Raw genomic sequence first — 15,782 nt, forward strand, 5'->3', positions numbered from 1 at the left:
GTTTATCCTATTTGTATAATACCTTATCCACATTGTATTTAGCCTTGAGCTCGTTAATAATGTATGTTTCATAAATTTCTCTATGGACGGGATTCTCGACAAGACAAACCTCGATTTTGGCAACTTCGTCCCTGTAATTTTTCATGACGGATACCGTATCTTCGAAATGTTTTTTGATTCGCGGTCTAAGCTTTCGTGCTTTACCGACGAATAGCTGGAATTTTTATTAGTATCATTTACATTCGCTCCTCTTACTGTCCGTCCGTCATTCGAACATCTTTTTAATTATAACAGCCTGTATTCATGATGTCCCGCTGAAAGTGACATGTATACTATAAAGAAAAAACAAAAATTAAATTCAATTGTAACGAACAATAAATTTATCGGATATATAGTCGAAGGGAGTGATAAAGTGGCGAAGGATATAGAAGAAATCTATAAAAATTATGCAAAAAGCGTCTACCGATATTTACTCAGCCTTACTCATGATGAAGATTTGGCCGAGGAATTAACGGAGGAAACATTTTACCGCGCTGTATACTCAATTCATACCTATAACGGCTCCTGTAAAATAAGTGTTTGGCTTTGCCAGATCGCCAAGCACGTGTGGTATCAGGAGCTTGGGAAAAGAAAAAGGCATCCAAACCAAGAGTTGCATGAGGATATCCCTTCGCCGAATATGTCGCCGGAGGAAGTCAACTTGTTCCAGAGCAACAAAATGGACTTGTACCGAGCTATTCACCAATTGAGTGAACCTATGCGAGAAATTGTACATATGCGCATATCCGGTGAATTTTCCTTCGCAGAAATAGGTGAAATACTTGGCAAAAGTGAAAACTGGGCTCGTGTCACTTTCTACCGTGCAAAACAAAAAATTATGGAGGTGTTATAAATGATCAAATGCCATATTGTCCAAGACCTTTTGCCAAGTTATATAGACGGCTTGCTCAGTGCAGAAACCGAACACGACATCCGGCAACACTTGCAGGAATGCGAAGCATGCCGTGCGCTTCATGCTAAGCTTTCCGCTTCAATAGACAACATCTCTTTACACGTAAATAAGAAGGAAATTGATTTTCTGAAAAAAGTAAGAAAAAAAACAACGAAGAAAGTGGTAACGGGATTTACAGTACTCTTGTTGATTTTTGCACTGTTAACTTACTTTTTGGCTATAGGCTCCCCTGTCCGCAAGGCAGATCTCATCTATACAACCAGCGTTGTGGGGGACACGTGGCGAATAAATATGCAGCTTACAAACGGCAAATCCTTACTTGTAAAAACAGAATCGATTTATGGTGAAAAAGACAGCAATGGTGTCAAGCCTGTTGTTGGTGTACTTGTAAAACCACACGAATTGCTGCCTTCACCGATCTTGGAAAGCGACAATACCTCCTTTATGTTTGGAAGCACGATTGACAGCTTCAACAAACGTGACTATAAAGTCATTCTCCGGTTAGGAGACGGTGACATTGTTTTTACGTCAGATAATTATGACAAGCAGCGCCCCTAGTTGCAAAGGAGACTGAAATGGAGGGCTGACGGATAATTTCCGCCAAAAGTTTATTTTTGAGAATCAAGAATAAACATAGATGCATCATGTCCCATGAATATTTTACTTCCATTATAAAAAGTTTTGGATTGAATATTCCTGTACCCTATTTTAGTCATAATGTCAGTTAGCTTTGCTTGATTAAATCCGTTATGAACTATATCTGAAACTACTTTTTCATTTTTATCAAAATCTACGATTAGTAAATGTCCTCCTTCATTTAGAACATCAAATAATTTTGATAATACTAGTTCAACATCACTAATATGGAGTAGAACCTGAGCCATAAAAATATAGTCAGCACGTAAATCCGATAGACCTTCCTTTTCAAAATCAAAGCATAGTGTATCTGCATTCTGAATATTAAAATCAGAAATTTTTTGCTTTATTTGATTAATCATGTTTTGTGAAGTATCCAGAAAAAGCATAGAATTAAAATCGTTTAACAAGTTCATTCCGACAAGACCAGTTCCACACCCAAAATCAATAGCATTCTTACTATTAGCTTCAACTAAATATTCACGAATGGCATCTGATGATGCCTTTGCAATTTGAATTCTTTCAGAAGTGTCATATATATTAGCTATCATTTCAAACTTATCCGTATTTCCCACTAGTATCGCTCCTATCTGCATCGCCCTATTTTATGATACGGCAAACCGTTACGAATTACTTCAACTGTTCATTCAAAACATTCTCTTCTAAAACCGTAAATTTATCGCCATATACTTTCGTAATATGTTGTTCTCCCCATGCGCATAATGAGTCTAAAATACCCTTCAGACTCAATCCATACTCACTAAGCTCATACTCCACTTTTGGGGGAATTTGATTATATACAATTCTATTGATGATTCCATCTTCCTCTAATTCACGTAATTGTTGAGTTAGCATCTTTTGAGTGATATTGGGCAACAGATGCTTCAATTCACTTGTCCGCTTCTTGCCGTGTGTCAGATGGCATAGAATCACGCATTTCCACTTCCCTCCAATCACTTCCAGGGTAGCTTCAACTGATATATTGTATTTCTTTTTCTTCATCTAACTCCTCCTTAATCAATAGGCACTAAAAAGTACCTATATTACTTTAAAGTACGTACTTCTCAATGGTTACGATATATTCCATAATAACATCTGCCGGTTGAAGTGAATTCATTCATTCATTTATATCATGACCTTTAAGGAAGTTCATGCATACAATTCCACAAAATTTAGGAGGGATCATATGTCTATCGATAAAAAACGAAGCACATTTGCACTTCTTGCCTTGGCCATAAGTGCATTCGCTATAGGAACGACAGAATTTATCAGTGTAGGATTATTACCCTTGATAGCTGGCGATTTAAAAGTGCCAATTACTACAGCTGGCCTTACTGTTTCCTTATACGCTTTAGGCGTTACATTCGGGGCGCCCGTCTTGACATCGCTCACTTCCAGGATGTCACGCAAAACTTTATTACTTTGGATTATGGTCATTTTTATTATCGGCAATAGTTTGGCAGCAAGTGCTGCAAGTATTGGTGTATTACTAATCGCTCGTGTGATTTCTGCTTTTTCACATGGTGTCTTCATGTCTATCGCTTCAACGATTGCTGCTGATTTAGTACCTGAAAACCGCCGGGCCAGTGCCATATCCATCATGTTTTCCGGTCTTACGGTAGCGACTGTTACAGGTGTTCCATTAGGGACGTTCATTGGACAGAATTTCGGTTGGAGAGTTGCGTTTATTCTTATTGTAGCCGTAGGTGTCATTGCTCTGATTGCAAACAGCCTCCTCGTTCCATCGGACTTAAAAAAAGGGACTCGCATGGCATTACGCGATCAGTTTAAATTGGTGAAGAATGGGCGTTTGTTGCTTTTATTCATCATTACCGCCTTAGGATATGGAGGAACATTTGTCGTCTTCACTTATTTATCCCCCATCCTGCAGGATATAACAGGCTTTAAAGAAGGTACAGTGGCCGTGATTCTGCTTCTTTATGGACTAGCGATTGCTATTGGAAATATGATCGGCGGAAAGTTATCCAATCATAATCCGCTTAAAGCATTATTTTATATGTTTATTGTTCAGGCAGTTGTTCTTTTTGTTTTCTTTTTCACAGCACCATTTAAACTTGTTGGCCTGATCACCGTTTTCCTTATGGGCCTTCTTGCTTTTATGAATGTTCCGGGATTACAAGTATATGTCGTCATGTTAGCAGAGCGGTTTGTTCCGACTGCGGTTGATGTAGCTTCCGCAATCAATATTGCTGCTTTTAACATCGGCATTGCCTTTGGATCCTACATGGGAGGAGTTATTACAGATTCAGTCGGACTGATTCATACAACTTGGATCGGCGCATTAATGGTGTTAGCAGCTGTTTTCTTGAGTGGCTGGAGCCGGAATCTTGAAAAAAAAGACCAAAAAGCGGTTAGTACGCCAGGATAAAAGTTCTCTAATTTCATTGTGCTCACAACAAAACATTACGGAGGGTTATATTATGATAAACAATTTACAATCTACAACAACACTGAATAACGGAGTCAAAATGCCTTGGTTTGGAATTGGGGTATTTAAAGTGGAGGAAGGTCCTGAATTAGTTGATGCCGTTAAATTTGCCATTAAACATGGTTATCGGAGTATTGATACAGCCGCCATTTATGAAAATGAAGAAAGTGTTGGCCAAGCCATCCTTGCTGGCATGAAAGAAACAGGGGTTTCCAGACAAGACCTTTTTATCACTTCAAAAGTATGGAATGCCGACCTAGGCTACGAATCTACCATCGCCGCATACGAAACAAGCTTAAAGAAGCTTGGACTTGATTACTTGGATTTATATCTGATTCACTGGCCGGTAGAAGGCAAATACAAAGAAGCATGGCGCGCATTAGAAACACTTTATAAAGAAGGAAAAGTAAAAGCGATTGGAGTAAGCAACTTCCAAATCCATCATCTGGAACAATTAATGAAAGAAGCAGAAATCAAACCGATGGTGAACCAAGTAGAATATCATCCACGATTAACACAAAAAAAACTACAGTCTTTTTGTCAAAAACAAGGAATACAGCTGGAAGCTTGGTCGCCGTTAATGCAAGGTCAGCTATTGGATAACCCGGAGCTCTTGAAAATTGCTAATAAATATAACAAGTCGATTGCACAAATCATATTACGCTGGGATTTGCAAAACGGCGTGGTAACCATACCAAAGTCCACGAAGGAACATCGTATTGTTGAAAACTCAGACGTATTTGATTTCGAACTTTCAAAAGAAGTCATGGAACAAATTGACCGGCTTAATCAAGACCATCGAGTTGGACCTGATCCTGATAACTTTGACTTCTAATAAAAGTAAAAAAATAATAGACCAAAAAGGCGCTTCCTAAAATCAGGCAGCGTCTTTTTGGTCTATTTCGTCCAGCCGTTCATGTTCATTAGATTTCTTTCACATAACAAGTATAAGCGATGGAAATAAAGGCCAATTTAAGACTATCTGTTATGCAAGGAGTTCGGCACATGACGTATGGAGAAATTCTATTTCGTACGGCAACATCTTTCGTTGCTCTACTCGTTTTGACGCGTCTGCTCGGTAAAAAACAAGTCGGACATCTAACGTTTTTCAATTATGTTACAGGGATCACCTTCGGCTCCACCACTGCCGAGATTATCGTCAACAGACAAATCACGCTGCTGCAAGGAATATCTAGCTTGGTCTTGTGGTCGCTCTTGGCGTTTATCATCGCATTGACCGGATTGCGCTCCGTCAAAGCACGCGAGATTCTTGACGGCCAGCCTACGATTCTCGTCAAACAAGGAGAGATTCTGGAAAAGGCATTGGCTAAGCAGCACCTCAACATCGACGATTTAAGCATGTTGCTTCGGAACAAGGATGTTTTCTCACCCGAAGAAGTCGAATTTGCAATTCTGGAACCTGACGGTCAACTCAGCGTGTTGAAAAAAGAAGAACTACTGCCTGCAACAAAAAAAGATATCAAGGCAACCCTTACGCCTATTCACAGAATCCCGACTGAGCTTATCATTGATGGTAAAATCGTAGGAAAAAATCTTATAAAAATGGATGTCTCTGTTGTCTGGCTCAACCAACAATTAAAGAAAGCCAACATTCATTCTTTAGATCAAGTATTTTACGCAGAGCTCCAATTGGACGGGACGCTGTATATCGACAAATACCAGGATTCGATCCCATAAATAGACCCGGTAGCGACCACTTGAGTTCGACCCAATCTTTAACAATCATAGAATTAGCCCCATCCACCCAAAAAAACGGAGGAGCCTTTTACCTCTGAAAGCAAAAGCCCCTTCTAGAGAAGGAACTATAAAATACCCAATTTATATTCATATATATCATTATGCAGGCACTAAAATAGACATAGCCATATTTATATCGAAATAACCGGACTAGCTTTTCCGTCCGACGGAACGATCGAGCTGTTCGGCGCCAGCGACGAGCAGGCGTTGACCCAAATTCTTAGACAATTGATTCGTCTACAATACATATTCACTCATTGTAGTCTTGGCCTCCCTCATGTGATAGACCAAGTATAGAAACGAAAACTTAAGAGGAGCAAAAGCTGGACATGCTAGTGTGAACTCTTGATAACTAAGTCCGAATACCTGCTTTATGTCGCGACAATGTGGTAATTCCTGACCATTGATTTTGGAAACGATCATTGTCACAATAGGATACACAGCCAGATATTACGGAGTTGTTACTTTTTGAGGCAGGCAAAGACCTGAGAAGAGTCATGTTGGGCCCATTCTTGAATTGAAGGGACGATGCTTGATTCTATAAAGGTCTATTTTATATGTTTGGCGGTGTGTCGCGCAAAATGATAGCCGCTATATGCACCACGGTTGGGAGGAGCTACAATGCCCCGGGAAAATATTACCCCGAAACAGAATGAACAGACCGAAAGGGAGAACCGCGAGTCAGCAAAAGCATCAGCTATACGTCTGATTGTGCTGGCGGGTGGCGCCGGCAATATATCAGAAGCTATTCACTGCACAACCCGGCTTCGCCTTAGACTCCGGGACAGCTCCCTGGTGGATGAAGCCGGCCTGTCTGGCTTGCCGGAGGTTCAGGGTATATTCTTCCAGCCCGAACAGCTGCAAATCATACTCGGACCGGCCTACGTCTTCAAGGTTCACCGGCAGGTTGTCCGTATCCTTCAAGACAGTGGGCCTGTCCAGCAGCAGGAAGTGGAACTCCCGCCGATACCGTCATTGGAACAACCAAGTCAAAATTACACCGCCGGTTCCGTTAGGACGCCTTTTTCTTTGTTGAGAAAGGCTGTAGATACGCTCAGCTTCTTCTCCGATATTGTAGTGCCCATGATTCCGCTTTTTGTAGGCGTCGGCCTCCTGCTCGGTTTGCTCGGTATGATAGAGGTCTTCGGGTGGGCACCGCAGGATAGTATCTGGTTCAGGACCTTGTCATTGCTGACCCGATCGGCATTTCAGCTGATGGCCGTGATGTTCGGCTACCACACCGCCAAGCGGTTTGGAGGGACCCCACCGCTCGGGGCTGCAATCGGCATTATCATGACCCAACCCGATCTGCTACGGGTTACCGGATTCGGAGGAACGCAGGTAAGCTCGGCTGATCTATTGCTCGCACCACAGTTCGGGTATCAAGGTGTAGTGATTCCTACAATTCTTGCCGTATTGCTGATGACTCTAACCGAGAAGGGGCTTCGCCGGATTCTCCCGTCGTCGACTTCAGTGATGCTAATCCCCTTCCTAAGCCTTGCCACTGGAGGGACCTTTGCTATCCTGATCATTGGACCGCTCACTTCTCAGCTTGGCGGCGCTCTAAGCAGCATGCTGGAACTTGCGTTCAGACAAGGCGGTACCGTTTTCGGGCTGCTGCTTGGCGGAATCTACAGCGCAATCGTCGTGAGCGGGCTGCACCATGGGATTCAGGCTGTTGAAATCGGACTGATTACCAATCCGGATATCAGCGTCAATTTCCTGCTCCCTATCTGGTCTATGGCCAATATCGCACAAGGTGCAGCCGGACTGGCCGTGTATGCCAGAACCCGGGACAAGGCATTGCGGAAAATAGCGTTGCCCGCCTCGATCACTGCCTTTTTCGGGATCACCGAACCGGTTACCTTTGGAGTTAACCTGAAGCTTGGTCGCCCTTTCTTGGGCGCTGCTGCAGGAGGTGCTGCAGGAGGCGCTTATGTAGCTTTTCATCAGGTGGCAGCTGATTCATTCGGTTTGACCGGAATTCCAATGATCGCGTTTATCGTCCAGCTTGGACAGATGAATCTTATCCATTACATGATCGGATTTCTGCTGGCAGCAGTAACAGCTTTTATGGTTACCTGGATTCTTAGTGTTGACGAGCCGTCTGACTTAAGGAACGAAAGAGCATAGGAGAACAACATGAAAATCAAAAAAATTCTGAACAACAATGCGGTTGTGGTGAACGACCTTGGAGAGGAAAAGATTGTCATGGGCTCCGGGATTGCTTTTCAAAAACGGAAAAACGATATTATTGATCCATCCCTGATCGAGAAAGTGTTCATTATGGACGACCCGGAGCAATACGGCCATTTGCAGGAGATGCTGCGAACATTACCTGAAGAGGAGATTGCGGCATCAGAGCTAATTATTTCATTCGCGGAGCATGAGCTGGAAGTGACGTTTAATGAGCGTGTCCATATTGCACTGACGGATCATCTCTCCTTTGCTTTGGATCGGATTAACAAGGGGACGATGATCCAGAACACGCTGCTGGATGAAATTCGCATTTTATATCCGAGAGAGTTCCAGATTGGACTTCATGCCAAGAGCATCATTCGCAAAGCATTGCAGGTCGATATCCCCGAAGATGAGGTGGGATACATCGCCATGCATATCCATACCGCCTGGAAAAACGCTGGTGCTCGCGGGACTGCCGCCGAAATAGCGGCAATGCTGCGGGATATGGCCGAAGCTGTGGAGCGAGCCGCTGGCATTATTCTGGAACGAGGTTCTGCCAACTATGAGCGTCTGGTCACCCAGCTTGAAAATATTCTGCGGTCCGACGAAACCGGCAAGCTGCTTAGCGAGCTGAATCCGGAAATTGTACGAATTGCAAAGGAGCGCTATTCCCAGGAGTACGCCCAAGCCAAAGAGGTTGGGGAGCAGGTGGAAGAAGATTATGACTATGTGCTCATCGACAGCCAGCTGGTATTTATCGCCATGGAAATCAACCGGATCAGCATCCGGTCGAAGGATGGTAATATATTGTAACCGAACATTCCGGGTCCATAGACCCTTGATAATGCTATGAACTAATGAAAAACGTCTCTTTCATCCTAAAAAAACAGGAATTTCAGTCTATAGCAATTATCCGTCATTAAATATTAGAATTAACGCGATAGCAAAATATAGTCGGGATTGTTACTGTTAAGCAGGCAAGACCTAAAAATCCATTTGGGAATCGATACTTTTTTATGTGTCTCCCAATGGTATTTTTAGGTCTTTTTTCTGTTTAAGAGGACATAGCCGAAACAGAACAGGAGACAGGGAATATGAAGATCAAAAAGATTGTAAGACAAACAGCAGCAGTAACCTTTGCAGCAGCATTACTTGCAGGTGGAGGGGCTTCAGCTTTTGCAAAAGGTAGCGACAATAAAGACTACAAAGACAGCTACGGCTTCTCCCATATTACCCGTACTGACATGCTGAAAATACCGCAGCAACAACTGAGCAAGCAATTTCAAGTGCCCCCATTCAATGCTTCCACAATCAAAAACATCTCTTCTGCACAGGGTGCAGACCAGTGGGGCAACCCGATCGACCTTGATGTCTGGGACAGCTGGCCACTCCAAAACGCTGATGGAACGGTTGCTGAGTACAACGGGTACCATATCGTTTTTGCTTTGGCAGGAGATCCGAAAAGAGGATGGGACACATTCATTTACATGTTCTATCAAAAGGTGGGCGACACCTCGCTGGATAGCTGGAAAAATGCCGGCAGAGTATTTAAGGACAGCGATAAATATGTTCCAAATGATCCGATTCTGAACAATCAGGCAGAAGAATGGTCCGGTTCTGCAACCTTGACGAAGGATGGCAAAGTCCGCTTGTTCTATACCAACCGCCAAGGCTGGGATCCGGCGAACGGATTTTTTGGCAAGCAAACCTTGACGACCGCTCAGGTGAATGTATCGAAGCCGGATGCGGATACACTGAAGGTGGATGGTGTGGAAGATCTCAAATCGATCTTTGACGGAGACGGAAAGACCTATCAGAATGTGGATCAAGCCTTCGGTGGAGACGATTATGCGGATAACCATACATTAAGAGATCCTCACTACGTTGAAGATAACGGTCATAAATACCTTGTTTTCGAATCCAATACCGGAACGGAAACGGGTTACCAGGGAGAAGTATCGTTGTATAACAGAACTTACTACGAAGGAAACAAACCCTTCTTCGAAGCTGAAAAAAATAAATTGTTGTTCGGTCCCAAAAAATCTCTGGCGACATTAGCGAACGGCTCACTGGGTATTATTGAGTTGAATGATGATTACACACTGAAAAAGGTTATGAAGCCGCTCATCGCCTCCAATACCGTAACGGATGAAATTGAACGCGCGAACGTCTTTAAAATGAATAACAAATGGTATTTGTTCACGGACTCCCGAGGCGCCAAAATGACTATTGATGGAATTGGCGACAACGATGTATACATGCTGGGCTATGTATCAAGTTCATTGACAGGTCCTTACAAGCCACTGAACGACAGCGGACTTGTTCTGCACATGGACCTTGATCCGAATGATCTTACCTGGACTTACTCTCACTTCGCAATCCCGCAAGCGAAAGGAAATAATGTAGTCATCACCAGTTATATGACTAACCGGGGCTTGTATGCTGACCAGCATTCCACCTTCGCGCCAAGCTTCCTGGTGAACATCAACGGCTCGAAAACCTCGGTTGTCCAAGACGGCATCCTTGAACAAGGACAATTGACGGTGAACTGATCCCTTGAACAAAGATAAGCGTGCTTTTAAGCGCCACTCTCTGATCTGTCACATTTGCTTGGCCTTTATACTCACTATTGGAATAGCGGCTAATTATTCCGGAAGTAACGCGACACCGGAGGAATCCTCCTCTTCCCAACCACATCAGACCTATCGGGCCAATTATCATTTTACAACACCCGACAAATGGAAAAATGATCCGCAAAGGCCGGTCTATCTCGATGGAGTATACCACTACTATTATCTGTATAATCGAGACTATCCCACCGGGAACGGCACCGAATGGCGGCATGCGACCTCCACAGATCTGGTTCACTGGAAAGACGAGGGGATCGCGATCCCCAAGTATACCAATCCAAATGGCGATCCCTGGTCAGGGTCGGTCGTTGTAGATGAGGCAGGTACGGCTGGATTTGGAAAAGGGGCTCTCATCGCGATTGTAACGGAGCCGTCCGCTGATGGCGGACAGCAGGAGCAATATTTATGGTATAGTACCGACCATGGATACACATTTAGCGCTTACGGTAATGCCCCCGTTCTGCAGAACCCGGGAACAACCGATTTTAGAGATCCCAAAATCATACGGGATGACTTGTCCAGCAAATGGGTCATGGTCTTGGCTGAAGGCACAAAAGTAGGCTTTTATGAGTCTAGGGATCTGAAAACCTGGCACTATGCCAGCAGCTTCGCAACGGATAAAATCGGAATTGTAGAATGTCCTGATCTTTACCTGATGCAAGCGGAAGACGGGATCTATAAATGGGTGCTTGGCGTCAGCGCCAATGGCACCGCATCCGGTAAACCTAACACCTATGCCTATTGGATAGGAGCCTTTGACGGCAAGACATTTTCCGCCGATCAGAAGAAACCGCAGTGGCTGGATTACGGTTATGACTGGTACGGCGCCGTAACCTTTGAAGATGGTACAAGCAGCGACAAAGCACATCACCGTTATGCTTTAGCCTGGATGAATAATTGGGAGTATCCCCATAATACACCCACGCTGCGGGAAGGGTTCAACGGAATGGACTCGATTGTTCGCCGAATTGAGCTGAAACAGGCGGGCGAGGGTAGCTACCAGCTTGTTTCGGAACCGCTGGAGGCCTTAAGTCAAGCATCAAATGCTGCTGCCGCCTATGGGCCAATCGTTGTGAATGGTTCCAAAACGCTGCCCTTCACGGGAGATGCATATGAGCTTACCGCCGATATCACTTGGTCAGCACTCAGCAATGTTGGGCTCAGGCTTCGGGAATCAGCCGATAAAAGTCGTCATGTGGACATCGGAGTTTATGCAGATGGCGGGTACAGCTATGTCAATCGGGCTTACACAGGGAACCCTGACAAGAGCGGCAAATATTTGGAGAGCAAGGCTCTCTTCGATGTAAGCAACAAGAAGGTTCACCTGAGGGTTTTTGTCGATAAAACAAGCGTGGAGGTATTTATAGATGAGGGGGACATTGTTTTTTCCAATGTCGTTTTCCCTGAATTATATGATCAGGGAATTACCCTGTTTTCGGACGGCGGCACAGCGGTTTTTAGTAATATTATGATCAAGCCGTTCAAATAAATTTCCTTGCCATTCACCCGATTCCACATCAATTTGGAATCGGGTGTTTTCTGCGGCTCATCTTTAATTCTACTCCCTGCTTTACCAGCACTTATGATACGGTTCACCGTATCATAAATAGGGCGAATATCAAAGAATCCCTTTGGGAGCCAGACTTTTGGCGAAGCCCCGTTTTTTTCAGAGCTTTCCCGTGTGAAAAGAAGAAGATCGCTCCTCATCCAGCCCTCTTGGCCAGGATATTGGCGACCTTCTTTATATTTTGGCAGGAAGCGGTCATCAATGTTTGTTGCTCCACCTTTTGGCGTCCGCGGAAACGACAATAGCGAAGCCCGTGGAGTTCTTTGGCAGCCTCTATGGTCTGGCACCTCATTCGGTACAGGTACTTGCCGGATTTACTTCTGCCGCCCGCCATAACCCCATTCCTTGCTCTTGTGCTAAACATGCCTTGTTAACACTTTCGTTTTGTTCTGCGACTTAGTGCATTCCTCTCGAGTTAATCAACCGCATCAATGGATTCCACGATACTGCTGCTCCTGGCGATCTGACGCAGCGGGAGGCATGTGGCCACTATACATGCGATGACAGAGGCAAGCGCCGCTATCGAAACGGACTCGATGGGGAACGCCGAGAACGCCAGTTGGTCCGTTGCGACCGCCTGGACAAAGATGGTGCATACATACCCGGCCACGCCGCCGACTGCAGCCGCAATGATGCCGTAATAAGCACCCTCCCAAAGGAATGTCCGGTACAGGCTCGCCCTACTCATCCCAATGGCTCGCTGCATCCCGATTTCACCTTTGCGCGTATGAATGTTGGTATACGTCGTGTTCACGATGTTGAGTAGCCCGATCCCTCCAATGAATACAATCAATCCCCATGCCAGCAGCTTGATTTGCTGATAGCTTTCCTCCAGCTGCTTGTCCGTATGGCGATAGGAAATGATTCGGCTGTCGGCGATTTGGTCGGAGGCTGACTCCAGATATTGCTCGAACGCTTGGACATCCGCCCCTTCGGTAAGCTTCGGGTACACTTCCGTGTATGAACTTCCTCCGATAATTTCGTCGTAAACCTTATCGTATACGATCACCTGAACGCCGTTAATGAACTCGGCATTCGACGATGTTACAGCAGGACTGTTGCCCAGTACATCGAAGGAACGGTCGCCTATGGATAGACGATCCCCCGGTGCGAAAGAGGTCCCTTCCAAGGTCTTGCCTTCAAACGTCATCGGAATCGTGTTCTTGATCAAGGTGGATTTGCCGTCCAGAAACGATTTTCGTTGCTTCTCGGTCATTCCGGGAAACAAGGCGTTCAACCGCTCGGCATCGATTCCGACGATTTGCAATGTTTCGAATGGCTGCTTCAAGATGATATCGGTACGAAGATCCAACTTGCCCTGCTCGTCTTGACTGTATAACTTATACTTCAGCGTGAATAGTTCCGCCACGTCTTCCCGGTTCCGCAGCTCCTCCATAACGGAAGACGGAATGCCTATCTTCTCGCTGGCAAACGCATAATCGCCCAAATGGAGCTTTTCCACGTCTTTCGAAGCATCCAGCAAGCCCGAGAACGATTGCACCGCTACGAAGACCGTGATGCTCATCACGAGAGAGAGAATCGTAATGACCGTTCGGCCTATGTTTCTTCTCAAGTTAAGTCTTGCGTAGTAAGCTTCAAAATGGCGAATGCGCTTGGATTTGCGGTTGTTCCGCTTGATTCTGACGGCAGCCGCGGTCATCGCGACGGTCGGAGACACCTTCGCAGCATATCGAGCGGCCGGCATCGCGGCAATGAGAGCGAATAGCAGCGTAATCGAGGCGCTGACCAGCAGCGGCAGCCATTTCAACCCGCTATTGTGCGATATTAACGAGCTCAACTCCTCCGTGCTTTGGGCCATGAACAAATCGGGCGAGAACAGGCGAGTGGCCGCATCCGTAATCCCGCCCGCAAACAGCACGCCCAATGCCGCGCCTGCCGGGATGCCAATGCCGCACAGCAGCAGAAGCTGCTCCGTCACCAACAGATAGAGCTGTCCCCGCTTCGCACCGGTCGCCCGCAAGGTGCCGTATTCCCGGATGCGTTTGCTTACTGCGATCCTAAGAATATTGTAGATGACCAATCCGGCAGCGAGCAGCACCAACAAACCGATAATCCCGCTCGTTACGGCCATCATCGAGAAGCCGCCACTCTTGCCTTCTGGAGAATTATTCTCCTCGTCGAACGGAATGCCAAGCGCGTTCAAATAGAGCCAATTGTATTGGATTTGATATTCTTCTAGCCCCAGCTTGTTGGCGAGATCGTCCACCGTATGCTGGAAGCCCGACTTATGCGCCGTCCGGAAATCGCTCGAGTAAACCCCATATTTGTCCGGAAGCAGCCGCTTCCCGCTTCCTTGGCCCGCAATACCGACGACGACACCGGAGCTATAGCCGAGATAGTTGTTCTCCAATATGCCGCTCAAGACAAAATCGCCTTTGTATTCGTAAGCCGTCTCTTCGTCCCGAAGCAGCGACACGCTTAAATCGAGCGTGATCGGATCGCCGATACCGCCTGGATGACCAAGAAGTTTGAGCGTTTCCTCCGACAACGCGATTTCATTCGCGGTCTGGGGAAGCTTGCCCTCCTTCAGTCTAGATATGGCCGGATAGGCGGTCAGCGCATCGCCTTCATATTCCGTAAGCCCCAAGGAGATGCCACTGTCACGCAAATCTGTGCTGCCAAGAGCCTGTGTATCGCCCGTCCATGAGATCCGCGTGTCGCTAGCTAACAATTGCGTCTGACTCTCGGTAAGATTATGGAAAGTAGCGTAACGATAACCGTTCAGCATACCGGCCTGCTGCTCGCGCAGCGATTGAAGGATACCGAGCGACTGACCGACGACGGTCGTCATCATCGTAGACATGACGACTGCGATCAAGATCAGCAAGGACGTCAGTTTCTGCCCCTTCAGTTGTTTCCAGGCAAGCGCGTGATAAGATTTCATCCTGCCTGCACCTCCGATAGAGCCCCATCCACGATTACGAATCGTCGGTCCGCCATTTGCGCAATACGGGAGTCATGGGTAATGACGACCAGCGCTTTGCCGAGCTCTTTCCATATGCTGCTCAACAATGCCATCACTTCGCCGCCGCTCTTGCTATCCAAGTTCCCCGTCGGCTCATCGGCAAATATAATATCTGGCTTGGCAATGAGCGCCCGGGCGATCGCAACGCGTTGCTGCTGTCCGCCCGACAGCTCGCCGGGCAGATGAGACAGCCGATGGGTGATGCCTAACAGGTCCGTGATATGCTTCAAATAAGCTTCATCCGGCTGACGCTTGTCCAGCAGCAGGGGCATGATGATATTCTCCTTTGCGGTCAGGACCGGCAACAGGTTAAACTGCTGAAAGATAAAGCCAATCTTGCGTCGGCGGAATGCGGCAAGCTCCCGGTCTCCTGTCTCATAGATGTTCACTCCGTCAAAGGTGACGGCTCCCGACGTCGGCGTATCCAATCCGCTGATGAGATGGAGCAGCGTGCTTTTTCCGCTGCCGGATGGCCCCATAATGGAAATAAAATCGGCTTGCGTGATTTCGAGATTGGCCTTATTCAAGGCGATAATGCTGTTCTCGCCGCTCCCGTAAGCTTTGGACAGATCTTTCGCTGTAATCAACATAAAAACACTCTCCCTCTAATCAATAAGGAGAGT

General features: G+C 46.0%; 13 protein-coding genes and 2 pseudogenes. 9 read left to right on the forward strand and 6 right to left on the reverse strand.

Annotated elements, in window-relative coordinates; all coding sequences use genetic code 11:
* Positions 1-7: 7 nt before the first annotated feature.
* Positions 8-214 (reverse strand): annotated as a pseudogene (locus BLS49_RS11155) (GIY-YIG nuclease family protein); the annotation flags it as partial.
* A gap of 198 nt (positions 215-412) precedes the next feature.
* On the opposite strand from BLS49_RS11155, the gene BLS49_RS11160 reads away from it, so the two are divergent.
* Positions 413-892 (forward strand): RNA polymerase sigma factor, encoded by a 480-nt coding sequence (locus BLS49_RS11160; protein ID WP_091229883.1) that lies wholly within the window; start codon positions 413-415, stop codon positions 890-892.
* Positions 893-1,510: a zf-HC2 domain-containing protein gene (locus BLS49_RS11165; protein ID WP_091229885.1), complete on the forward strand. Its 618-nt coding sequence runs from the start codon at positions 893-895 to the stop codon at positions 1,508-1,510.
* 50 nt (positions 1,511-1,560) lie between these two features.
* Here the strand turns inward: BLS49_RS11165 and BLS49_RS11170 are convergent, their stop codons facing one another.
* Both BLS49_RS11170 and BLS49_RS11175 read right to left on the reverse strand, forming a co-directional pair.
* Complete coding sequence (locus tag BLS49_RS11170; RefSeq protein ID WP_091229887.1) at positions 1,561-2,163, reverse strand: class I SAM-dependent methyltransferase; 603 nt, start codon at positions 2,161-2,163, stop codon at positions 1,561-1,563.
* 55 nt (positions 2,164-2,218) lie between these two features.
* The gene (locus BLS49_RS11175) at positions 2,219-2,590 is read right to left on the reverse strand and encodes a winged helix-turn-helix transcriptional regulator (protein WP_091229889.1); all 372 of its coding nucleotides are present in this window, start codon (positions 2,588-2,590) and stop codon (positions 2,219-2,221) included.
* Positions 2,591-2,774: 184 nt separating this feature from the next.
* Between BLS49_RS11175 and BLS49_RS11180 the strand changes: the two genes are divergently transcribed.
* The 7 genes from BLS49_RS11180 to BLS49_RS11210 all read left to right on the forward strand — a co-directional run bounded on the left by BLS49_RS11180 (position 2,775) and on the right by BLS49_RS11210 (position 12,095).
* Entirely contained in the window at positions 2,775-3,977 is a 1,203-nt protein-coding gene (locus BLS49_RS11180) for an MFS transporter (RefSeq protein WP_091229891.1), read from the forward strand.
* A 52-nt stretch (positions 3,978-4,029) separates the two neighbouring features.
* Positions 4,030-4,872, forward strand: a complete 843-nt coding sequence (locus tag BLS49_RS11185) for an aldo/keto reductase (RefSeq protein ID WP_091229893.1) — start codon at positions 4,030-4,032, stop codon at positions 4,870-4,872.
* Positions 4,873-5,042: 170 nt separating this feature from the next.
* A complete protein-coding gene (locus BLS49_RS11190; protein ID WP_091229895.1) occupies positions 5,043-5,735 on the forward strand; it encodes a DUF421 domain-containing protein in 693 nt (230 codons plus the stop codon).
* A 681-nt stretch (positions 5,736-6,416) separates the two neighbouring features.
* Positions 6,417-7,928 carry a PTS transporter subunit EIIC gene (locus tag BLS49_RS11195; protein ID WP_091229898.1) on the forward strand — a complete coding sequence of 504 codons (1,512 nt, stop codon included), beginning with the start codon at positions 6,417-6,419 and terminating at the stop codon, positions 7,926-7,928.
* A 9-nt stretch (positions 7,929-7,937) separates the two neighbouring features.
* A complete protein-coding gene (locus BLS49_RS11200) occupies positions 7,938-8,789 on the forward strand; it encodes a PRD domain-containing protein (RefSeq protein WP_091229901.1) in 852 nt (283 codons plus the stop codon).
* A 281-nt stretch (positions 8,790-9,070) separates the two neighbouring features.
* Positions 9,071-10,528 (forward strand): glycoside hydrolase family 68 protein, encoded by a 1,458-nt coding sequence (locus tag BLS49_RS11205; protein ID WP_091229904.1) that lies wholly within the window; start codon positions 9,071-9,073, stop codon positions 10,526-10,528.
* 4 nt (positions 10,529-10,532) lie between these two features.
* Positions 10,533-12,095 carry a glycoside hydrolase family 32 protein gene (locus tag BLS49_RS11210; RefSeq protein WP_425432143.1) on the forward strand — a complete coding sequence of 521 codons (1,563 nt, stop codon included), beginning with the start codon at positions 10,533-10,535 and terminating at the stop codon, positions 12,093-12,095.
* 214 nt (positions 12,096-12,309) lie between these two features.
* Here the strand turns inward: BLS49_RS11210 and BLS49_RS11215 are convergent.
* The 3 genes and pseudogenes from BLS49_RS11215 to BLS49_RS11225 all read right to left on the reverse strand — a co-directional run.
* Positions 12,310-12,580, reverse strand: a pseudogene (locus BLS49_RS11215) (transposase); the annotation flags it as partial.
* An 8-nt stretch (positions 12,581-12,588) separates the two neighbouring features.
* On the reverse strand, positions 12,589-15,078 hold the full coding sequence (locus BLS49_RS11220) for an ABC transporter permease (RefSeq protein WP_091229909.1): 2,490 nt from the start codon (positions 15,076-15,078) through the stop codon (positions 12,589-12,591).
* The gene (locus BLS49_RS11225; RefSeq protein WP_091229911.1) at positions 15,075-15,749 is read right to left on the reverse strand and encodes an ABC transporter ATP-binding protein; all 675 of its coding nucleotides are present in this window, start codon (positions 15,747-15,749) and stop codon (positions 15,075-15,077) included. Before BLS49_RS11225 ends, BLS49_RS11220 begins: the two co-directional genes overlap by 4 nt.
* Positions 15,750-15,782 lie beyond the last annotated feature (33 nt).

It is taken from the genome of Fontibacillus panacisegetis, from assembly GCF_900102215.1.
Taxonomy (GTDB): Bacteria; Bacillota; Bacilli; order Paenibacillales; family Paenibacillaceae; genus Fontibacillus; species Fontibacillus panacisegetis.